The organism is Streptosporangium sp. G11, from assembly GCF_051192615.1.
Taxonomy (GTDB): domain Bacteria; phylum Actinomycetota; class Actinomycetes; order Streptosporangiales; family Streptosporangiaceae; genus Streptosporangium.
On sequence record NZ_JBPJUQ010000053.1, the window covers coordinates 28,401 to 48,161 of the forward strand.

19 protein-coding genes are annotated in these 19,761 nt (G+C 71.7%); 11 read left to right on the plus strand and 8 right to left on the minus strand.

Annotation, left to right across the window (positions count from 1 at the left end):
• The first annotated feature begins 11 nt into the window (after positions 1-11).
• From ACSDR0_RS35280 to ACSDR0_RS35290, 3 genes are all read left to right on the plus strand, one after another.
• Positions 12-611, plus strand: a complete 600-nt coding sequence (locus tag ACSDR0_RS35280) for a TetR/AcrR family transcriptional regulator (protein WP_435293272.1) — start codon at positions 12-14, stop codon at positions 609-611.
• A 332-nt stretch (positions 612-943) separates the two neighbouring features.
• The gene (locus tag ACSDR0_RS35285) at positions 944-1,324 is read left to right on the plus strand and encodes a nuclear transport factor 2 family protein (RefSeq protein WP_435293273.1); all 381 of its coding nucleotides are present in this window, start codon (positions 944-946) and stop codon (positions 1,322-1,324) included.
• A gap of 203 nt (positions 1,325-1,527) precedes the next feature.
• The gene (locus ACSDR0_RS35290) at positions 1,528-2,811 is read left to right on the plus strand and encodes an SGNH/GDSL hydrolase family protein (protein WP_435293274.1); all 1,284 of its coding nucleotides are present in this window, start codon (positions 1,528-1,530) and stop codon (positions 2,809-2,811) included.
• A gap of 92 nt (positions 2,812-2,903) precedes the next feature.
• Here the strand turns inward: ACSDR0_RS35290 and ACSDR0_RS35295 are convergent, their stop codons facing one another.
• Positions 2,904-3,473 carry a PadR family transcriptional regulator gene (locus ACSDR0_RS35295; protein ID WP_435293275.1) on the minus strand — a complete coding sequence of 190 codons (570 nt, stop codon included), beginning with the start codon at positions 3,471-3,473 and terminating at the stop codon, positions 2,904-2,906.
• 85 nt (positions 3,474-3,558) lie between these two features.
• Between ACSDR0_RS35295 and ACSDR0_RS35300 the strand changes: the two genes are divergently transcribed.
• Complete coding sequence (locus ACSDR0_RS35300; protein WP_435293276.1) at positions 3,559-3,993, plus strand: nuclear transport factor 2 family protein; 435 nt, start codon at positions 3,559-3,561, stop codon at positions 3,991-3,993.
• Between the two features lie 344 nt (positions 3,994-4,337).
• Positions 4,338-5,669, plus strand: coding sequence for an aspartate--tRNA(Asn) ligase (aspS, locus tag ACSDR0_RS35305; protein WP_435293277.1), 1,332 nt, complete (start codon positions 4,338-4,340; stop codon positions 5,667-5,669).
• A gap of 260 nt (positions 5,670-5,929) precedes the next feature.
• Here the strand turns inward: aspS and ACSDR0_RS35310 are convergent, their stop codons facing one another.
• Complete coding sequence (locus ACSDR0_RS35310) at positions 5,930-6,388, minus strand: hypothetical protein (RefSeq protein ID WP_435293278.1); 459 nt, start codon at positions 6,386-6,388, stop codon at positions 5,930-5,932.
• Positions 6,389-6,747: 359 nt separating this feature from the next.
• On the opposite strand from ACSDR0_RS35310, the gene ACSDR0_RS35315 reads away from it, so the two are divergent.
• Positions 6,748-7,614, plus strand: a complete 867-nt coding sequence (locus ACSDR0_RS35315; protein WP_435293279.1) for an SDR family oxidoreductase — start codon at positions 6,748-6,750, stop codon at positions 7,612-7,614.
• A gap of 193 nt (positions 7,615-7,807) precedes the next feature.
• On the plus strand, positions 7,808-8,470 hold the full coding sequence (locus ACSDR0_RS35320; protein WP_435293280.1) for a TetR/AcrR family transcriptional regulator: 663 nt from the start codon (positions 7,808-7,810) through the stop codon (positions 8,468-8,470).
• Between the two features lie 392 nt (positions 8,471-8,862).
• Here ACSDR0_RS35320 and ACSDR0_RS35325 read toward each other — a convergent pair whose 3' ends face one another.
• The 5 genes from ACSDR0_RS35325 to ACSDR0_RS35345 form a co-directional block, all read right to left on the minus strand.
• Complete coding sequence (locus ACSDR0_RS35325) at positions 8,863-9,402, minus strand: DUF1062 domain-containing protein (RefSeq protein WP_435293281.1); 540 nt, start codon at positions 9,400-9,402, stop codon at positions 8,863-8,865.
• A gap of 474 nt (positions 9,403-9,876) precedes the next feature.
• On the minus strand, positions 9,877-10,587 hold the full coding sequence (locus ACSDR0_RS35330; protein ID WP_435293282.1) for a VOC family protein: 711 nt from the start codon (positions 10,585-10,587) through the stop codon (positions 9,877-9,879).
• 192 nt (positions 10,588-10,779) lie between these two features.
• Complete coding sequence (locus ACSDR0_RS35335; protein ID WP_435293283.1) at positions 10,780-11,217, minus strand: SRPBCC family protein; 438 nt, start codon at positions 11,215-11,217, stop codon at positions 10,780-10,782.
• A 60-nt stretch (positions 11,218-11,277) separates the two neighbouring features.
• Entirely contained in the window at positions 11,278-11,868 is a 591-nt protein-coding gene (locus ACSDR0_RS35340; protein WP_435293284.1) for a TetR/AcrR family transcriptional regulator, read from the minus strand.
• Complete coding sequence (locus ACSDR0_RS35345; protein WP_435293285.1) at positions 11,861-12,694, minus strand: alpha/beta fold hydrolase; 834 nt, start codon at positions 12,692-12,694, stop codon at positions 11,861-11,863. The genes ACSDR0_RS35340 and ACSDR0_RS35345 overlap by 8 nt, the downstream gene beginning before the upstream one ends.
• Positions 12,695-13,355: 661 nt before the next feature.
• Here ACSDR0_RS35345 and ACSDR0_RS35350 point away from each other — a divergent pair.
• Together ACSDR0_RS35350 and ACSDR0_RS35355 are read left to right on the plus strand one after the other, a co-directional pair.
• Positions 13,356-14,675 carry a cytochrome P450 gene (locus ACSDR0_RS35350; RefSeq protein ID WP_435293286.1) on the plus strand — a complete coding sequence of 440 codons (1,320 nt, stop codon included), beginning with the start codon at positions 13,356-13,358 and terminating at the stop codon, positions 14,673-14,675.
• 98 nt (positions 14,676-14,773) lie between these two features.
• Positions 14,774-15,517 carry a TetR/AcrR family transcriptional regulator gene (locus ACSDR0_RS35355; RefSeq protein ID WP_435293287.1) on the plus strand — a complete coding sequence of 248 codons (744 nt, stop codon included), beginning with the start codon at positions 14,774-14,776 and terminating at the stop codon, positions 15,515-15,517.
• A 141-nt stretch (positions 15,518-15,658) separates the two neighbouring features.
• Here ACSDR0_RS35355 and ACSDR0_RS35360 read toward each other — a convergent pair whose 3' ends face one another.
• A complete protein-coding gene (locus tag ACSDR0_RS35360; protein ID WP_435293288.1) occupies positions 15,659-17,659 on the minus strand; it encodes a BTAD domain-containing putative transcriptional regulator in 2,001 nt (666 codons plus the stop codon).
• A 115-nt stretch (positions 17,660-17,774) separates the two neighbouring features.
• On the opposite strand from ACSDR0_RS35360, the gene ACSDR0_RS35365 reads away from it, so the two are divergent.
• Both ACSDR0_RS35365 and ACSDR0_RS35370 read left to right on the plus strand, forming a co-directional pair.
• Positions 17,775-18,653, plus strand: coding sequence for an alpha/beta fold hydrolase (locus ACSDR0_RS35365; RefSeq protein WP_435293289.1), 879 nt, complete (start codon positions 17,775-17,777; stop codon positions 18,651-18,653).
• A 171-nt stretch (positions 18,654-18,824) separates the two neighbouring features.
• Entirely contained in the window at positions 18,825-19,742 is a 918-nt protein-coding gene (locus tag ACSDR0_RS35370; RefSeq protein ID WP_435293290.1) for a MerR family transcriptional regulator, read from the plus strand.
• Positions 19,743-19,761 lie beyond the last annotated feature (19 nt).

A 19,761-nucleotide genomic window follows, 5' to 3' on the forward strand; every position in this document is an offset into this window, starting at 1 on the left:
AGGGTGTCGGCGTGACCTCACCCCGTCCGCTGCGAACCGACGCCGCCCGCAACCGGCGGCGGCTGCTGGCGGCGGCCGCCGACGAGTTCGCCGAGCGGGGGCTGGACGCCTCGGTCGCCGACATCGCCCGCCGGGCCGGGGTCGGGAAGGGCACCGTGTTCCGCCACTTCGCGACGAAGGACGACCTGATCGCCGCGATCGTCCTCGACCGGATCGACGAGCTCAACACGGCCGGCGAAAGACTGCTCAAGGCGGCGGATCCAGGCGCGGCACTGCTGGAGTTCCTCACCGTCGCCGCGCATCAGCGACAGCAGCGCGACCTGTCGCTCCTCCACGCGGCCGGCGAGCCGGCCGCGGAGGTCGGCAGGGTCCGTGCGCGGATGTTCCACACCGTGCACACGCTGGTCGACCGGGCCCGCGAGCACGGCGCCGTGCGGGCCGACGTCACCGGCGCGGACATCATCCTGCTGATGTGCGCGCCGAACTACGTCGCCGGTTACGTGCCGGACGCCTCGCCCGACCTGTGGCAGCGATACCTCGCCATCATCTTCGACGGCCTGCGCCCGGAAGGCGCCCACCCGCTGCCCCACCCACCGCCGCCGTCTCCCTGACGCCGGTGCGGCGACCCGCCGGTCGCCCGATGACGCCCGTTCGCGTCACCCCCGCCCGGCCGTGACATTCACCCGGGCCGATCGGGTGACACACCCCGTGCCCGCGGCCGGAAGGCCGGGCTCACCGTGTGCCCGGCCGAGACCGGCCCGGCCTACCTCCGGTGAGGTAGCCACCGCCCGTGGCTACGCTCCGCGCCGTAGGGAAAGGGCCTCCCCGGGGGCGACGACCGCGAAGGGTCGTCAAGACGACGATCTTCCATGGAAGCGCGGCGTGCGCGGCGGAACCGGCCGACCGATCGACGGCAGGCCTCGGAACCCTCTGAAGGAGGGGCATGTCCGTTCATATGGAGCAGAGGTTCACGGAATTCCTGACCTCGCTGCCCGAGGAACTGGTCTTCGGCGACGAGGATCCCGGGAAGGTCCTGGACCGCTACTACGTGCCGGACTTCGAGTACCGCAACGACGGGATCCTCCTGAACCGGCAGAAGCTCATCGACCACGTACGGCCCACCCGCAAGAACGTGGTGAGCTGCCGCGTCGAGGTGCACGAGACCCTGCTGAACGCGGATCGGGTCGCCGCCAGGTACACCCTGCACGCGGTCATGCGCAAGGGAAAGGTCCTGGTGACGCAGGTGTACATGTTCGGGCTGCTCGCTCCGGACGGCCGGATTCGCCGGATCGACTCGATCACCCGGGTCGTGCCGGAGGGCTGACCTCGAAGACGCCGGATCGGGCCGGCCCCGAGGACGCCGGAAGGCCGATCCCGAAGACGCCGGACCGGGCGGTGGATCCTCACCCGGGCCTCAGCCGCTCACGCGGCGATCCCACGGCGGTGGGAGGCGTCCCGCGCTCCGCGAACCGTCACCGCGCTCGTCCTGATTTTCTCCTTGTTTTCCCTCTCGTCCAGGAGACACCCATGCACGTCTCACCGCGGCGCCCGCCGCCCGTTTTGATCCTGGCGCTCACGACGCTGCTGGCCGGTTCCGGGGTGACGCTCGCGGCGACCCCGGCAGCCGCCACAGGCGCCGCCACGGTCTCCGCCACGGCCGGCTGGACCGCCACCTGGGCCGCCTCGCCGCAGCGTCCGGGCGTGAACTACACCCCGAACTGGTCCGAGCAGGGATTCGCGAATCAGACGATCCGTCAGGTGGTCCGGATCAGCGTCGGCGGCGGGGCGGCCCGCGTCCGGTTGTCGAACGTCTACGGCGACGCCCCCCTGAGGGTCACCGGCGCCACCGTCGCCCGCACCCTGAAGGGCGCCGCCATCCGGCCGGGGTCGCTCCGGCACCTCACCGTCAAGCGGGCGCGGTCCTTCACGATCCCCGCCGGCGCCGAGCTGGCCAGTGACCCGGTGCCGCTGCGGCTGGGCGCCCTGGAGTCCGTGACGGTCACGTTCTATCTGGCCGCGCCGACCGGCCCGGCGACGTACCACGCCCAGGCCATGGCGACCAGCTATCGTTCCGGCGGAGACCACAGGGCCGACGGCGGCGGTGCGGCGTTCACGCAGACCTCGCAGTCCTGGTACTACCTGAGCGGGGTCGACGTCATCGCCGCGCCGCGCCGTGACGGCGTGGTCGCCTTCGGAGACTCCCTCACCGACGGCTACGGGGCTGGATTCGGGGCCGACAACCGCTACCCCGACGAGCTGGCCGAGCGCCTGGTCGCCGAGGGGAGGCCCCGAGCCGTGATCAACCAGGGCATCGGCGGCAACCGGGTGACGGTCGACTCCGCCTGGCTCGGGGACAAGGCGACCTCCCGGTTCCGGCGCGACGTCCTCGGCCAGCCAGGAGTGGGCACCGTCGTCATCTTGGAGGGCATCAACGACATCGGCATGAGCGAGGCCCCCTCACCGCTGGGCGCACCGCCCACCGAGGTCTCGGCCGCGGAGCTCATCGCCGCGCACCGCGACCTGATCCGGCAGGCCCGCGCCGGCGGCCTGCGGGTCATCGGCGCCACGCTGCCGCCGATGAAGGGATCGCGCTACCACACCGCGCGCGGCGAGGCCAAGCGGGACGAGGTCAACACCTGGATCCGCACCTCGGGCGAGTACGACGCGGTGGCCGATCTCGACCGGGCCCTGGCCTCTCCCGCCGACGAGGACCGGCTCGACCCCGCCTTCGACAGCGGCGACCACCTGCACCCCAACGACGCCGGATACCGCGCGATGGCACGCGCCGTCACTCCGGCGGATCTCGGCTGAGAGCACCGCGACCCGGTGGTTCCCCCTGCGCAGTCGCAGGCCGAGAGCACCGCGCTCCGCGGCCTGGTCCGCGAAGCGCGGAGCGCGGATGCTCACCGCCGGGCGTGGGCGGCCTGTCTCTCCCGCAGGATCGCCGCGCTCCGCTGACACCACTCCCGGTTGCCCTGCTCGAAGGCGAGGCCGCGCAGGCAGGTCAGGTAGGGGCCGATGCGCTCAGCGTGGCGCAGGAACTCCTCCTCGCTCCTTTCGCCGCGCATCCGCCGCAGCAGCCCGCCGAACAGTTCGATCTTGGCGTCGGCGAAGGCGGCCCGCTCCGCGAGCTGTGCGATCACCTCGTCGGTGTCGACGTGGTCGGCGGCCTGGACCTTGACGAGAAGGTCGTCGCGGATGAAGGAGGGCTTGCCGGCGGTGGCCGCGAACCGCTCCAGCTCGGCCAGACCGGCCTCGGTGACCTTGAACAGGCGCTTGTTGGGCCGGGTGTCCTGGACCACCTCCCGGCCGGCGACCAGCCCCTCCTTCTCCAGCCTGGCCAGCTCGGCGTACAGCTGCTGGGGGAGGGCGTGCCAGAAGTTCGCCACGCCCATGTCGAACGCCTTGGCCAGCTGGTATCCGCTGAGCTCCTCGTCCAGCAGTGCCGCCAGCACGGCGTGCCGCAACGTCATCGAGGCCCCCTCCCTCTTTCCCCGCGAACCCCCGTCATGATACTCAATTAAATGACTAATCACTTTCTTGACTACGGAGGCAGTCATGACCACCGCAGACCGTTTCCGGGCCGCCGTCGAACGTCGCGATCTCGCCGCTCTGGGCGACCTGCTCACCGACGACATCCGCCTGTACAGCCCGGTGAAATTCACCCCCTTCGAGGGTAAGCCCATGGTCCTGGGCCTCTTCGGCATCCTGCTGCGCACCTTCGAGGACGACTTCCGCTACGTCGGGCACCTCGACGGCACCGCCCAGACCGGCACCGACGGCACCGAGGCCCCCTCGGTCGTCCTGCTGTTCCGGGCCACCGTGCGCGGCAAGCAGATCCACGGCATGGACCTCCTCCAGTTAGACCAGACCGGCCTGATCAAGGAGTTCACGGTGATGGTCCGCCCGCACTCCGCGGTCCAGACCCTGGGCGAGGCGGTCCTGGAGGGCCTCGTCGCCGACGGCCTCGTCCCCGCCCCGGCCGACCGCTGAAGCGCCCGCGGACCGTACCCCACGACCCGCGGCGAATGTGGTTGCGATACGCGGGGGCGCACGCGTACCCTTCCGGCAACGCATTGACGGAGACGAGTAGTCACGGGACCAGAGCGGGCACGAGAGAGCCGCCGGCAGCTGCGAAGGCGGACCTGCTCCCGGTGACGAAGACCCTCCCGAGTGCGGGGAGAAACGGCGTCCGCGCCCAATGCCCCGCCGGCCGGCCCCCGTCACCGGGCCCATCGAGGCCGCCGTCGTCACGGCGGTGAAAGTGCGGTGGCACCGCGAGTTCCCTTCTCGCCCGCACTCCCAAGGGATCACCACTCACTGACCAGAGGTTTGTGATGATCTCCTCATCCGCAATCGTCCCGCCCGACTGCCGGACCCTGGCCGCGGAGCTTCCGCGGCGGATCGGCCGGCAGGTGACCGTCCAGGGCTGGCTGCACCGCAGGCGAACCCTGAAATCCGTGGTCTTCCTCATCCTGCGAGACCGCTCCGGCCTGGTCCAGGCCGTGGTCACCGAGCCCGAGGACATGACCACGGCCGGCGGCCACCCCGAAGAGACCGTCCTGCAGATCACCGGGACGGTGACCGCCAGCTCGCAGGCCCCCGGCGGAGCCGAGGTGACCTCCCCGGTGGTGACCGCCCTGTCGGGGCCGGCCGCCGCCCCGCCGTTCGACCTCTACCGTCCCGCGGTGGCGGCCACGCTGCCGACCGTCCTCGACCACGCCCCGGTCGCCCTGCGCCACCCGCTGCTGCGGGCCCCGCACGCCATCTCCGCGGTCTCGGTGGCGGGTTTCCGTACGGCGCTGGACGCGCTCGGCTTCACCGAGATCCACACGCCCAAGGTGGTGGCCTCGGCGACCGAGTCCGGCGCCAACGTCTTCGCGATCGACTGGTTCGGCACCCCCGCCTACCTGGCCCAGTCGCCGCAGTTCTTCAAGCAGGCCATGGTCGGCGTCTTCGAGCGCGTCTACGAGACCGGCCCGGTCTTTCGCGCCGAACCGCACGACACCGCGCGGCACCTGGCCCAGTACACCTCGCTGGACGCCGAGCTCGGCTTCATCACCGACCACCGGGAGGTGATGGCCGTGCTGCGCGAGGTCCTCGCGGGCATGACGGCCGCCGTGAGACAGCACGCCGGCGAGGCGTGCGCGCTGCTGAACGTCGAGCTGCCCGACGTCCCGGAACGGATCCCGGAGATCCACTTCGCCCGGGCCCAGGAACTCCTGGCCGCCCACACCGGTGAGGACCCCCGGGGTGAGCCGGACCTCGCACCGGCCCACGAACGCTGGCTGTCGCGATGGGCGCTGCGCGAGCACGGCAGCGAGTTCCTGTTCGTCACCGGCTACCCGATGGCCAAACGCCCCTTCTACACCCACCCCGAGCCCGGCAGGCCTCAGTACTCCAACAGTTTCGACCTGCTCTTTCGCGGCTTGGAGCTCGTCACCGGCGGCCAGCGCCTGCACCGCTACGACGACTACCTCGCGGCCCTGGCGGCTCGCGGGGAATCGCCCGAGCCGTACGCCGGCTATCTCGCCGCCTTCCGGCACGGGATGCCTCCGCACGGCGGCTTCGCCCTCGGCCTGGAACGGTGGACCACCCGGCTGACCGGGGCCGACAACATCCGCCGCGCCACCCTGTTCCCCCGTGACCTCCACCGCCTGACCCCGTGACGCCTCCCGGGTGCGGCCCCTCCGGACATCACGGGAACGGGCCGCACCCGGCCGGTACGGCACGACGCCTTCCTTTCCCGCCCTCGGATCCCGAGGATCACTCGTGGTGCGGGACGGCGGCGATCGTGAGCCGCACCGCCAGGCGGTGAGGAGCGGCGGGCAGGCGACGGACACCCAGGGGCCGACTCCGAAGCGGCCGAGGGGCTCGGACCATTCCGGGCCCGGGGTGTGGCCGACGCTTGCCGCCGGTCAGGTCCCGCTCAGGTGTCCGTCGTGCTCCGGGCGGCTCTGGCGGTCGCGGCGGCGTGCTCGTCGGCGGTCATGCCGAGGGTGGGGTGGTGCCGGTTGAGGTCGTGCTGGTCGTCGGCCCACTGCCGGTAGTGCCGCCGGACGGCGGGCTCGTCGGAGTCGACGGCGTGAGCGATGTCGGCCCAGGTGGCCCCGGCCAGCAGCGCGTGGTGGACGTTGGCGGGGTGGCGTACGGTGCGCGCGATGGACTCCGCCAGTGCCAGCAGCTCCAGGTGCTCGGCCACGGTGAGCGGGGGCCGGTCCTCTGCCCCGTGCCGGGCGGGGTCGTAGGTCCCCCGGGCCAGTAGCTCCGCGCGGGCGCGAGCCGACGCGTTCCGGGCGGCCAGCTCGTTGTAGCGCTCCAGCTGCCGGCTGACGGGCACGTCGTAGCGAGCGTCGTGCCAGGTCGTGACGTTCTCAGGCGGGGTCATGACGACTTCTCCGGGACAGGCGGGTGGGGCGGCCCGGGGTCACCTCTGTTGGCGAAGGATGGAGGCCATCCGGCGGGCGGCGTGGGCGTCGAGCTTGCGGCGTCCGCGATTGTAGCGCCGGGTGGTGACCGGGGAAGGCGCGGCCCGATCGCTTCTCGCCGCCCGACGTCGCGGTGTATCTGCGCCGCCCGCGGGGCTGTGGTCGCCCGGTCGCGCGAAAGGCGGATCATTTTCGCCGCCGGCGTCATGCGAGCGCGGCCAAAACAGTGAACGGCGTCACACATGCCCCCATGGCCTGATTTTGGCGACATAATGTCGTAAACTTTGCGACAGGTTGTCGCATAAAGGAGTGGGGAATCGTGACGAAGCAAACCCAGAAGTTGATCGTCGTAACCGGAGCCTCCACGGGCATGGGCGCGTCAGCCGCCCGCGAACTGGCTCGCCAGGGATTCCACGTCCTGGCCGGCGTGCGACGCGACCGTGACGCCGACGCCATCCGATCGACCGGCATCGAGCCGGTCATCCTCGACATCACCAAGTCCGAGCAGGTGGAGGCACTCGCCGCGCGGGTCGCCGGCGACCCGCGCGCGCTGCACGCGCTCGTCAACAACGCCGGCATCCAGGTGAACGCCCCGGTCGAAGCCCTGCCGATGGCGCAGTGGCGGTGGGTGTTCGAAGTCAACCTGTTCGGCCACATCGCCGTCACTCAGGCGCTCCTACCCGCGCTGCTGCGCGGCAAGGGTCGCGTGATCAACATCAGCTCGATCGGCGGCAAGGCCGCCATGCCCACCTACGGCGCGTACGCCGGCGCGAAGTTCGCCCTGGAGGCGGTCAGTGACTCGCTCCGCCGGGAGGTCGCACCGCTGGGCGTACAGGTGGTCGTGGTCGAGCCCGGCGGCGTCCGCACGGAGATGGCCGCCCGCGGGATCGCGACGGCGAATCAGTTGGCCGCCCAGATGACGCCGGAGCAGGACGAGCGCTACGGCAGCCTGGTCCAGGCGATCAACACGCTGATGGCCTCGGGCACCGCGTCGGGCGTGACCGCCGATGCCGCCGCCCGGATCATCGCGAAGGCCGTGACGACCCGTAAGCCGCGCACCCGCTACACCATCGGCCGGGATGCCGCCCTGATCATCCGCCTGGCCCGGATGCTGTCCGACCGCACATTCGACCGCGTCATCACCGCCAACCTGCGCCGCCACTACCCGAAGGGAGCCACCGCGTAACCCGCCGCGACCTCCAACCCGCACAGGATCAACGGTTCAGGCGCCGGGCCGTCCGGCGCCCGGCCTCCGCGCTAAGCGGGAGGTGAAGCGGGGCGCGAGGCGCACGGCCGCCGTGCGGGGCGAGAGGCGGTCACGCGCGGGGCGGGAGCAGACCTGGGGCGAGAAGCAAGCCGCGATGGGAGAGAATGATCGGATGCCGCGGATCCGGGGAGCCAGCATCGAGGAGCACCACGAGATGGTGTGGGCCGACCTCGCCGAGGCGATGCGGCAGCTGCTGCTCGAGCGCGACTACGACTCGATCAACATGGGCCACATCGCGGCCCGGGCCGGGCTCGCGCGCAACACGCTGTACAACTACGCCCGCGACAAGAGCGCTCTGGTCCTGGCGCTGACCCAGCGGGTGGGCCGGCCCGCGGTCGAGCGTGTGGCCGCGATCGCCGCGCGGTCCGCGGACCCGGCCGCGGAGCGGATGCGGGAGATCATCGTGGCGGTCCTGGAGGCATTCACGGACCAGATCATGCAGCTGATGTTCCGGCCGGGCTCCGGTCCGCCGGTCGCCGAGGTGCCGAAGGGGCCGGACAGCCCGTTCCACGCGATCGTGGTCGAGGTGGAGAACGTCGTCCGGGCCGGCATCGCGCGCGGAGAGTTCCACGACGTCGGCGACGTGCACCTCGCGGTGGAGCTGCTGTCCGGTGTCATGCGCGCGGGCGCCGAACGCATCGGCCGGGACCCGGCCGCCTTCGCGGCCACGGCCAGCGCGGCGCGGGAGATCGTCCTCGCGTCCCTGGCCCGCCGCCCGGGGCAGGGTCCGTCGGCGGCGGGTCTTCGGCACGCACGGCCTGCCGGCATGGAATGAGATTTCAGGCGCGAAGCGCCCGCTCCCGGCTCAGGGGCCGTCCCGCGATCGCCTCCGCCGACGGGCTCCTCCGGTGTACGAACGCTCACCGCCATCTCCAGTCGCCATGCTGGAAGACCTGGCGCCATCCGCCGGGACTCCAGGGCAGCGGCCGAGCAGGCGATTCGCCTGCTCGGCCGCTGCGCGACTCCGGCACGTCATCCGGCACATCACACCGGACGCCGCACGGTGGCCGGCATGAGCGATCCACCGGCTGCTGTCGCGCCGCGACATCCCGCTGCGGGAGACACCTGTGGCGGACGCCGTACGAGACGGCGGCCAGGGCCGCCCCTGGATGAGGCCTGTTTCGCACGGATGCCTGAGGGGATCGCGCGCCGCGGCTCACATCCCCGCTAGTTCCCGGCCATCACGGTGAAGGTGAATCCGGCACTCGTCGAACGGCTCAGCGGGATGTCGCACTTGATCCGGCGCAGCACCTCGTTCCTGCTGAGGCCGAGCCCTCGCGCGATGAGCCAATCCGGGCGGACCGGGACCGGATCCTCGAAGAGGACCTCCACCTTGACCGGCCACGCCTCGTCGAGCCGTGCCGACGGGGTGTCCAGCCGCCAGGCCCCCTTCCAGTCCAGGGTGAAGCGGTTGCGCCGGGCGAGCAGCGGATCCAACAACCTGGACGCCACCAGCTCCGGATCGTTGGCGTGATAGCGGTCGAGCTCGGCCGGATCGAAGGATCTGACCGGCGCTCGCTCGTGCACGGTGAGCTTGCTCGTCCGGTCGCAGGACACGCAGCGGACCAGCAGCCACACGTCCAGCAGCTTGCCGTTGGCGTTGACGCGGAACCTGCCCTCGCCGGTGGTGGCCGACTCCGACGGGCAGTCCGCGCACCGCAGCGACAGCAGGGGCAGCCTGGTCCGGCGAACGACCCAGGGCAGCACAATATGAGGTTGTGAAGACATGATCTCTCTAGACCTGACACGAGGCCGATTGCGCGCGGCCTCAAACGCCGTATGACCGGGCGCGTACGGGCAGCCCGGCAGAGCCGACCGGAGGGTCGACTTGAAGGTGAGCGCAAGGAAGTGTCGGGTCTAAAGAGCAGGCGGGGTCACGCGGTTCGTTCTCTGTCCTCACTGCGACGGGGCCGCAGGCAACCTACGGGAACGCGGAGTGAAGGCTCAAACGGTTTTCCGGCGGCGGTGGTCCCTGTCGCCGGCTCAGGTGTTGTCATGGTGCGGGGAAGGCCCTTTCCCCTTCCTCGCACCGGCCGTCGTCGACGGGCTCCCGATGGCGCCGATCTCGGTCGGCCCGTGGAGGACCCGGCGCGACCCGGCTGCCCGCGATCGCGCGACGGGCCCGGCCACAGTCAGCAGCGCGGTGGGGCCCGTCGCCGATGTCAACGGTGAGGGTCGGCGTCAGCGCGGGGTGAGGACGTCGAATTCGTTGCCCTCCGGGTCGGCGAGGCACGTCCACGGGACGTCGCCCTGGCCGAGGTCGAGATCGGTGGCGCCCAGAGCCCGCAGCCGGGCCTCCTCCGCCGCCTGATCGTCACCGAGGTATGGGCGGAGGTCGAGATGGACGCGGTTCTTCACGGTCTTGGTGTCGGGTGTGCGGAGGAACTTCAGATACGGGCCGACGTCCTTGGCGGATCGCAGCACCGCATGATCGTCGGTGACCTCGTGCAGGGTCCAGTCCATCGCCTCGCCCCAGAACCGGGCCATGGCCCGCGGATCGGCGCAGTCGGCCACCACCGCGGCGATCGGCCCGGTGTTCCGGTAGATCGATCGGGGCTCCAGCACGCAGAACTCGTTGCCCTCCGGGTCGGCCAGGACCGTCCACGGCACGTCGCCCTGACCCACGTCGGCGGGCGTCGCACCGAGAGCCTTCAGGCGCGCGACCAGGTCCGCCTGATGGGCCGCGGAGGTGGTGGCGAGGTCGACGTGCACGCGGTTCTTCACCGTCTTGGGTTCCGGGACGGCGATGATGTCGATGCAAACGGCAACGGGGTCGGGATAGATGAAGCCCTCTGGTTCGAGGTTGGTCACGCCGGGTTCCTCGCTGGAAATGGTCCAGCCGAGCGCCTCCGCCCAGAACCGGCCGAGCGCGGAGTCATCCCGAGCATTCATCGCAATCTGAACAAGCCGCAATGCCATGCCGCCGATCCTATGCCCGCGCGGATCAAGGAGCCGTCCGCATTCGCCTGCCGCAGGCAGGTTCGTCCCTTAACAGCGGGAACCGCCGTTCCAGGCATCCCTGCATCCACCTGATGCCGAGGCTGGTCGTGGTCATCCCGGCGAAGATCGCCGCCGAGGGCGTCGTCACCGTGTTCCGAGCTCGGTGCGACCTTCCGCCCGCTGCTTGAGGCCCTTGTTGAACGCGGCGTACCCGTCGTTCTTGGGCGTCCTGAGCAAGGGCCGGATCAGGGTGACCAGGGCGCCGGAGAATTCCTCGTGGTTGGTCAGGCGGGTGGTGCCGTCGGGGTTGGGAGAAAGAACGAAGGAATGCCGGCCGTGGAACAGCTGCTTGACGCCGAGCGTGCCGACCCACCGCAGTTCCTGGCCGGGTGTCGCGACGGTGACGGTGGGTCTGAAGGTCATGCCCGGCATGCGCATGGTGAGCCTGCTTCCCACTCGGGCGGTTCCCTCGGCTGCGGAGAAGTTGCTCCACTCGCCGTAGGCGGCGAAGTCGGTGAGGACGTCCCACACCGCTTGCGGGGTGGCGTCGATGTCGATGACGGAGGTGAGGACGGGTTTCATGGTGGTTCCCACTTCTGGCTCGTGCGGAGGAGAGGGGTGAGGGTTCGGCGCGCGGGTGGCCTACGGGTGATCGGTGGGGCCGGGGTCCGACGTGGAGCGCAGGCCGCGGTCGACGAAGTCGATGAGCCACTCGAAGCTCTCGTCGATGTCGGCCGACCACTGGAATCCGCCACTGGCCTGCAGGGTGGCGAAGCCGTGGAAGATGCTGCGCAGCGCGCGCAGCGCGTGGGTCATCTCCTGCGGGGCGATGTCGTATCCCCGCAGTACCGCCTCGAAGGGTCCCAGTCCTCGCCTCTCGGCGACCGCGATCGGGTCGTCTGGACCGGTCGGCGTGATGCCGATGGTGGCCGCGTAGCGGCCGGGGTGGGCGAGCACGAAGTCACGCAGCGCACGGGCCGCGGCGATCAGAGCGTCACGCCCGGCGCGGCCCTGGGTGGCCGCGCCGATCGCGTCGGCGGCCTCGGCGAGGGTGAGCGCCGCGATCTGCCGGTTGAGGTCGGCCTGGCTGGCGATGTGCTTGTACAGCGACGGGGTGCGCACCCCGACCCGCTCGGCCAGCCTGCCCATGGTCAGGTCGGCGAAGCCGATCTCGTCGGCGAGCGCGGCGCCGGCCGCCACGATCGTGGCCGCGTTCAGGCCTGCCCTAGGCACGGACGCCGCCCAGGAAGCGCAGGATCGCGGCGAGGGTCTGCTGGGGGTACTGGACGTGCGGATAGTGGCCGGCGCCGTCGATCATCTTCAGCCGGCCCAGCCCGGCCGGCAGGTCGGCGACGATCGCCTCGCCCTCGGCCCGCGGTGAGACCCAGTCGGGGTCGAGGCTGCCTTGGACGATGAGCACCGGGCAGGTGACGTTGCCCAGCTGCTCACCGGCGTCGACGGGAGAGATCTTGCCCATCGCCTGCAGGACCTTCATCCGGCCCGGCTCCTGCAGCATCGCGGTGATCTGCTTCATGCGGACGTCCCAGTCGGCCGGCTTGACGCCGGGGTAGGCGACGTCCAGGTACTTGGCCCACTGCCGGGTGCTGCCCAGGATGGTGGTGCCCATGAGATGGGTCGCCCCGCGGCGGTAGGCGGCCACCCGCAGGTCACCGAGCCGGATCTGCTGCTTGCGGGTGAAAGGCCCGAGCTCGACCAGCGCGGTGACCAGCTCCGGGGCCTTGGCCGCGGCGATCGTGGCCGCACCGCCGGAGATGGAGTGCCCGACGAGCACCGCCGGCCCGCCGAGGTGCCGCACCAGGGCGATCAGGTCGCCGGCGATGGCGGTGCGGGTGTAGGACGCCCACCCGACGCTGGACTCACCGTGGCCGCGCAGGTCCACCGCGGCGACCCGATACCCGGCCTCCACCAGGGCGGGGGCGAGGAACCGGTAGGCCTCGCGGCTGTCGCCCATGCCGTGGGCGAGCACCACCAGCGGGCCGGTGAGGCCGGTCACCTCGTAGGCGATGGTCCCACCGTCAACGTTCAGGAACTCGGTCATGACTGCCTCCATGTGGCTTGTCGGCGCATTAGCTAACTTTGTTAGCTAAAAGCTATCATCTTTAGCTAACGAGTCAACCCCCGGGTACATGTCGTTGCGGCAGGAGGCGTACGTGTTCCCGGCGCCGTCCTCACGGGGTCGAGTGAGACAGGTCGCTGGGTCCACACCCCGGGCAATCGGCACACCGGCCCAGGCGACCCCGCTGCCGGTCATCGAGCCCGGTCAGACGCCGGCCACCAAGCGCGACCAGGCCCGGTGCGTGTTCCTCGCGGACGGCTTCACGTCCGACAGGAAAGGCCGGCCGCGCGACTGCGGCCTGCGGAATCGACCAGATGTCATCCGGGACGGACCCCGGCCACGGCGGCGTGCACAACTGCACGGCCAGGCCCGATCTCGCGGCCCGGCACACATGGTTTCGCCGAGCGCATGGCACATGGCACTTGGTCCGGTTGCCCGCTTCGGCCTCGTACCGCTCTGACTCAAACGCCTGTACCGGCTGCCCGAGTCTTACTGGCACTCCCTACGGCCAGAAAAAAATGCGCGTCGTGCATTGATACTCGACATGCATAGATGCTTGGCATGCATGTTTTGTGTGTAGGGTGACGGCGAACCCCGCCAGTGACGGGCGGCACAGCCTGCTGCCCAAGAAGAGGATGTGGCGATGACGACTCGCGGCGAGCAGAGCGAGACCCAGGCCAGGCCGGTGACGGAATCCCCGACGGGAATGCGCAGGATGCTGCCGGCGGACCTGGTGGAGCGGGGCGGCTGCCCGTTCGATCCGCCGTCCGGGCTGCGGCAGCGGCGTGAGCAGGGGGCGATCCAGCCGCTCAAGCTCCTCAACGGCGCTCCCACCTGGCTGGTCACCGGCCTGCAGGAGGCCCGCGCCGTCCTGGCCGACGCGCGCTTCAGCTCTGACCGGGTGCGCTATCCCGACGTCACCAGCCTGCAGCCGCACGAGGTCGAGCAACTGGCCGCCGCGGCGCAGGACGGCCAGGAGGCGTCCAGCCTCGCGCCGAAGGTGGAAAGCCGTGCCGACGGGATGTTCGTCTTCATGGATCCGCCGGAGCACACGCGCCTGCGACGGCTGCTGACCGGTCAGTTCACCGTCCGGCGGATGAAGGCGCTGGAATCTCGCCTGCGTGAGATCGCCGTGGAGCACATCGAGGCCATGCGGGCCGCCGGCACCGAGGCCGACCTCGTGCCGGCCTACGCGCTGCCGATCCCCTCGCTGGCGATCTGTGAGCTGCTCGGCGTCGACTACGCCGACCGGGCCGAGTTCCAGGAACGCACCGCCATCGCGCTGAACTCCACCACCCCCGAAGAGGAGCGGGTCCGCGCCGGCCTGGAGCTGTACGGCTTCATCCAGGAACTGGTGGCGTCCAAGCGGGCCGAACCGGCCGACGACATCCTGTCCGGGCTCGTGCACGACGCCGACCCGCCGCTGACCGACGCCCAGCTGACCGACATGGCGCTGGTGCTGCTCGGCGCCGGGCACGAGACCACCGCCAACATGCTGGGCCTGGGCACCTTCGCGCTGCTGGAGCACCCCGACCAGCTCGCCGCGCTGCGCGCCGACCCGGCGTTGATGGACAACGCGATCGAGGAACTGCTGCGCTATCTGTCCATCATCCAGATGGGCGTCAGCCGGGTGGCCGTCGAGGACGTCACGCTCGCCGGCGTGAAGATCCCCGCAGGCGCCACGGTGATCATCGCCACGCCCGAGACCAACCGCGACTCCCGCCACTGGGACGATCCCGACCGGCTCGACGTACGGCGGCCTCGCACCCCGCACCTGGCCTTCGGGCACGGCATCCATCAGTGCCTGGGCCAGCAGCTCGCCCGGGCGGAGATGCGGGTCGGCCTGGGGGAGCTGATCACCAGGATGCCGAACCTGCGCCTGGCCGTGCCCGCCGAGCAGGTGCCGCTGCGCAACGAGATGCTCATCTTCGGCGTGCATTCCCTGCCCGTCACCTGGGCCTGACCCGCCTGTAGCAGTCTAGGCTTACCGATTCACGGCGGGCCCGGTCCCACCGGGCCCGCCGGGCCGTCCAGCACGCCGAGCCCGCGAAAGGGGACATCATGGTCCGCCCTGAGGCGCCGCTCACGCCGGCGCGCGCCGAACCCGGCACCAGGACCGCCACCGGTACCGTCACCGGGGCCGGGGTCGTGACGGGGCGCCGCGAGCGGAAGAAGCTGGCCACCCGGGCCGCCGTACGGGAAGCGGCGCTGCGTCTGGGGCTGCGTCATGGCGTGGAGAACGTCACCGTCGAGCAGATCGCCACCGAGGCCGACATCGCGCTGCGGACCTTCTTCAATTACTTCTCCAGCAAGGAGGAGGCGGTGGTGGCGGTGGTGGCGGCCGGCTGTGAGGCGCTCACCGCCGAGTTCCGCGCCCGGCCCCGGACCGAATCGATGCTGTGGGCGCTTCGCCAGGCGGTGCTCGCCGTCGTCGACCACGATGACGAGACCAGCCGCGATTACATCAGGGCGGCACGGCTCATCTCCAGGACGCCGTCGCTGCTACCCCACCAGCTGGCCCTGCTGGTCTCCCAGGAGAAGGCGCTCGCCGAGGCCATCGCCGAACGCCTTCGATCCGGCGCCGATCCGGCGCCGAGCGGGATCTATCCGGCACTGTGCGCGGCAACGGCGCTGACAGCGCTCCGCGTGGTCCTGAGCCGGTGGCTCGAACACGCCGACGGTCTCGACGAGACGCCGCCCATGGACATCCTGCGCCAGGAGATCGACCAGGCGATCGCCGACCTGGCCGCCGGGCTGGACCGGCCAGGATCGGCCGACCTCGATGATCCCGCCATCACCCCTTGAGAGACGAACCTCCACAAAAGCGGAAATCAGTCGGGATGATTCTGGATTTAAATTAATCTCGCCTGCTTTCCGATCCCGCCTTCGGGATCGCCGGGTGCGCGGTGGGCACTCGTCGGACGCCGCTGACGGGAAAATCCTGTCTCATCTCCGGCGGGAGCGGGCCGCGCCGCCGTGGCGGGCGAGAGCGTCGTCGAGGTCGTCGAGGTGCCGGGAGACCGGTCCCAGGGTGAGCAGGCCGCTGCCCGCCCCGGCCAGCTCCGCCGCCGCGGGGGTGAGCTCGTCGCGCGCGCGTTGCATGGCCTGCCTGTCGCCGATGGCGATCGCGGCCCGCGCGGTCAGGCACCACAGGGCCTCGAACAGCAGGTCGCAGGGCGGTTCGGGGACCTCGCGCAGCGCCTCGGCGGCCTCGGCGGCCCGGTCTCGGGCCAGCAGCACCAGGGGACGGGCCCATGGCTCGTAGGGGCCCCAGTCGATGTGCTCGTCGGTGGGGGCGGGCAGCGCGTGCCGCAGGCGCAGGCACAGCAGCGCGAGCGGCGGCAGGCCGTGCTCCAGGCCCGGCATGCCGACGCCGTCCAGCCGTGCGATGGCGTCCCGGTAGGCCGCCTCGGCCTCGGCCGCAGGTGTCCGCTCGGCCGCGGCGAGCCGCAGTGCCCGGTACCAGTGGGTGAACACGCCCACCAGCGGCCGCTCGTGGCGCTCGGCCAGCCGGTCCGCGGCGGCCGCGTGCCGGTCGGCCTCGGCGAAGTCGGCGAGCGCGCCGCGGGCCTGGAGGCGGATGAGATGCCCGAGTATCTGGAAGGCCACCAGGCCGTGCCGGGTGGACAGCGCGACCAGCTCGGCGCCGATCTCGTCCCGGCGCGGAGCCAGTCCCGCGCGGTGGAAGGTCTGCATGAACACGCCGTTGAGGGCGAACGCCAGCAGCGCGGGATCGTCCAGGCGACGGGCGATCTCCTCGGCCTGGCGGGCGGCCTGGGGCCCGCGCGCCGAGCGGGTGCCGCGCGACTCCAGGGCGATCGTGGCCAGCAGGCCGGCCCGCGCCGCCTCATGCCCGCCGGGCGGGATGGCGGCCAGGGTGCGTTCGGCCGCCGCCACGACGCGCGCCGCCTGCTGGGGGTCGTCCGAGCGGGTCCAGATCGCCGGGACGTCGTAGGCGCCGATCACCCGGGCGGTCAGTTCCGCGTCGCCCAGCTCTTCGGCGGCGGTGATGGCCGCCAGGCGGTGCTTGCGGGAGGCGTCCAGGCCCGCGCCTCCGGTCACCGCGAGGCTGCGCAGCAGGCCCACCGTCGACTCCAGCCGGGCCCGGGCACCGGAGGTCACGGTGCGGTCGTAGACGGCGGCCGTCTGTGCCCATACCCGGGCCGCCGCCCCGTCCGGGCCGGAGGTGAGGTCGAGGTGGCCGGCGTGGTGGAGGATATCGGCCTCCAGGCGGCGAAGGGGCGGGCCCGGGTCCACCCCCAGCTGCTGGACCAGCGTCGTTCGTGCCCGGCGCAGGACGGCGAGCGCGTCGCCCTGGCGGCCGGTGCGATACAGCGCGAGCGCCAGCAGCCGCCAGGCGTCCTCGCGCCAGGGGTGCTCGGCCACGTGCGCGTCCAGGTCCGGCACCGCCTCGGCGGCCAGGCCGAGGGCCAGCCGGGTCTCGGCCTGGCGCTCGACGGCGTGCAGCCGCAGCTCGGCCAGGCGGGAGCGCTCCGTGCGGGCCCAGCTCCGGTCGGCGAACTCGGCGTAGGCGGGCCCGCGCCACCACCCCAGCGCCTCGGCCAGCCGGGCGAGCCCGTCCTGGGGAGGCATCGTCGCGGCGGCCGACAGCGCCCGTTCGAAGCGCCAGGCGTCCACCGCGTCCGGTTCCGCGCGCAGCGCGTACCCCGGCCCCTCGGTGACCAGCAGCCGGGCCGGGGTCCTGGGCGGGCGCTCGGGTTCCAGCGCGCGGCGCAGCGCGGCCACGAAGGTGCGTACCGCGCCCACCGCGCCGGGGGGTGGATCGTCCCACAGGTCCTGGACCAGGCCGGTGATCGGGACGACGCGGCGGCGGGCGATGATCAGCCGGGCCAGCACCTCGCGGTGCCGCGGCCCCTTCAGGGCGATCGCGTCCCCGGCAGCGTCCCAGGCCGTCACCGGCCCCAGCACCCCGAACACGACCCGCACCCCTCGACCGTCCTTTCCCCGCGCGTCCCCCTGGCCACGTTAGCGCGCTGACCGGATGCTCATTCACGCCCGGCAGGCTGGGGGAATCCAACCACCTAGGGAAAAGAGCGGAACCATGGCGCCTGTCATCGCCGGATTCGACTACCGGCGCGTCCCCGTCGCCGACGGCGTGTCCCTGAACGTGGCCGTCGCGGGAACGGGCAGCCCGATCGTGCTGCTGCACGGCTTCCCCCAGACCCACCTGATGTGGCGGCACGTCGCCGCCGACCTGGCGGCCGATCACACCGTGATCTGTCCGGACCTGCGCGGCTACGGTGCCAGCGACAAGCCGGCCGAGGCCGACGACACCACCTACGCCAAGCGCACCATGGCCGCCGACATCGTCGCTTTGGCCCGCGCGCTGGGACACGAGCGCTTCGCGCTGGCCGGGCACGACCGCGGTGCCCTGGTCGCCATCCGCGCCGGCCTGGACCACCCCGAGACGATCACCCACCTGGCCAGCCTCGACGTGCTGCCCACGCTGGACATGTGGGAGGTGCTGCACGGCACCACCGCCGCCGTCGGTTTCCACCTGTACCTGATGGCCCAGCCTCCGGGCCTGCCCGAGCAGATGATCGCCGCCAGTTCCGACGCCTTCTTCGGGTATTTCCTGGACATCTGGACCAAGGACCCGGAGGCGATCCCCGCCGATGTCCGTGCCGCCTACCTGGAGGCCTGCCGCGCGGCGGTGCCCTCGATCGTGGCCGACTACCGCGCCTCCGCCGGTGTCGACGTCGCCCACGACCAGGCCGACCGGGACGCCGGCATCCGGCTGCGGATGCCGGTCACCGTGCTGCAGCAGGACTGGGGCGCCGCCCTCGGCTTCGACGCGGCGGCGCTGTGGAGCGCCTGGGCGCCCGACCTGCGGCACATCCCCGTCACCTTCGGCCACTTCATGGCCGAGGAGGCTCCCTCCGACGTCGCCAAGACCCTTCGGGACCTGCTCTCGCGCTGAGACGGCCGAGCCGGTGACTCCTCGTCCGGCGGGCGGGGCGGCCGGCGCCGGCCGCCCCGCCCGCCGGCCTCGCGAAGAGCCCGCGCCGGACCCGCGAAGACGGACGCCCTTCGCGGGTCCGGCGCGTCCGCCGCTTGACTCTCAAGTGACTTGAGGGTGCAGATTCGTCTCGTGAGTGACAGCGCGGAGCTTTACACGATCGGCGGGCTCGCCCGCCGTACCGGCCTGCCGGTGCACACGATCCGCTTCTGGTCCGACAGCGGCGTGGTGCCGCCCACCGGCCGTTCCGACGGCGGGTACCGCCTGTACGACGCGGAGGCCGTCGCCCGGTTCGACCTGGTCCGGACGCTGCGCGAGCTCGGAATCGGCCTGGAGGGCATCCAGGCGATCCTGGCGCGCCAGGTCACCGTGGCCGAGGTGGCGCGGATCCACGCCCGGGCGCTGGACGCGGAGATCCGGACCCTGAGGCTGCGCCGCGCCGTACTCCGCACGGTCGCCAGGCGTGGAAGTACAACGGAGGAGACACTGATGATGCACAAACTCGCCCGGCTGTCCGCCACGGAGCGGCAGCGGGTCGTCGACGACTTCGTCGGTGGCCTCTTCGCGGGGATCGACCTCGACCTTGACGGCGACGCCGCGATCGTCGCCGGGTGGATGCGGGAACTGCCCGGCGAGCTGCCCGACGATCCGACACCGGGCCAGGTCGACGCCTGGGTGGAGCTGGCCGAGCTGGTCGCCGACGAGGACTTCCGGGGGCGGCTGCGGCGGATCGTGCTCAGCGGCTCCTCCGAGCCCCGGATCGAGGCCGGTTTCGACCTGCGACGTCGGGTGCTGGAGGAGGGCGGCCGGGCGCTGGCCGGTGGGATCGCGCCGGAGTCGGCCGAGGGCGGGCGCGTCCTGGCGGGCGTCGTCGAGCCCCATCTGCCGGCCGCGGAGCGCGCCGAGCTGCGCGAGCGGCTCCGGATGCTCGCCGACGCCCAGGTGGAGCGCTACTGGCAGCTGCTGGGCGTGCTCAACGGCCGGGAGCCGTTTCCCTCGGTCGTTCCGGCCTTCGAGTGGGTGATCGCCGCCCTGCGCGCCCACGGCTGAGCATTCCGCGGGAAAAAGA

Bases quoted from the DNA above. Each gene is read 5' to 3' on its own strand.
- ACSDR0_RS35285 (WP_435293273.1), top strand. From the start codon at position 944: ATGTCCGTTCATATGGAGCAGAGGTTCACGGAATTCCTGACCTCGCTG.
- ACSDR0_RS35290 (WP_435293274.1), top strand. From the start codon at position 1,528: ATGCACGTCTCACCGCGGCGCCCGCCGCCCGTTTTGATCCTGGCGCTC.
- ACSDR0_RS35295 (WP_435293275.1), bottom strand. From the start codon at position 3,473: ATGACGTTGCGGCACGCCGTGCTGGCGGCACTGCTGGACGAGGAGCTC.
- ACSDR0_RS35300 (WP_435293276.1), top strand. From the start codon at position 3,559: ATGACCACCGCAGACCGTTTCCGGGCCGCCGTCGAACGTCGCGATCTC.
- aspS (WP_435293277.1), top strand. From the start codon at position 4,338: ATGATCTCCTCATCCGCAATCGTCCCGCCCGACTGCCGGACCCTGGCC.
- ACSDR0_RS35310 (WP_435293278.1), bottom strand. From the start codon at position 6,388: ATGACCCCGCCTGAGAACGTCACGACCTGGCACGACGCTCGCTACGAC.
- ACSDR0_RS35320 (WP_435293280.1), top strand. From the start codon at position 7,808: ATGCCGCGGATCCGGGGAGCCAGCATCGAGGAGCACCACGAGATGGTG.
- ACSDR0_RS35330 (WP_435293282.1), bottom strand. From the start codon at position 10,587: ATGAATGCTCGGGATGACTCCGCGCTCGGCCGGTTCTGGGCGGAGGCG.
- ACSDR0_RS35335 (WP_435293283.1), bottom strand. From the start codon at position 11,217: ATGAAACCCGTCCTCACCTCCGTCATCGACATCGACGCCACCCCGCAA.
- ACSDR0_RS35345 (WP_435293285.1), bottom strand. From the start codon at position 12,694: ATGACCGAGTTCCTGAACGTTGACGGTGGGACCATCGCCTACGAGGTG.
- ACSDR0_RS35350 (WP_435293286.1), top strand. From the start codon at position 13,356: ATGACGACTCGCGGCGAGCAGAGCGAGACCCAGGCCAGGCCGGTGACG.
- ACSDR0_RS35355 (WP_435293287.1), top strand. From the start codon at position 14,774: ATGGTCCGCCCTGAGGCGCCGCTCACGCCGGCGCGCGCCGAACCCGGC.
- ACSDR0_RS35365 (WP_435293289.1), top strand. From the start codon at position 17,775: ATGGCGCCTGTCATCGCCGGATTCGACTACCGGCGCGTCCCCGTCGCC.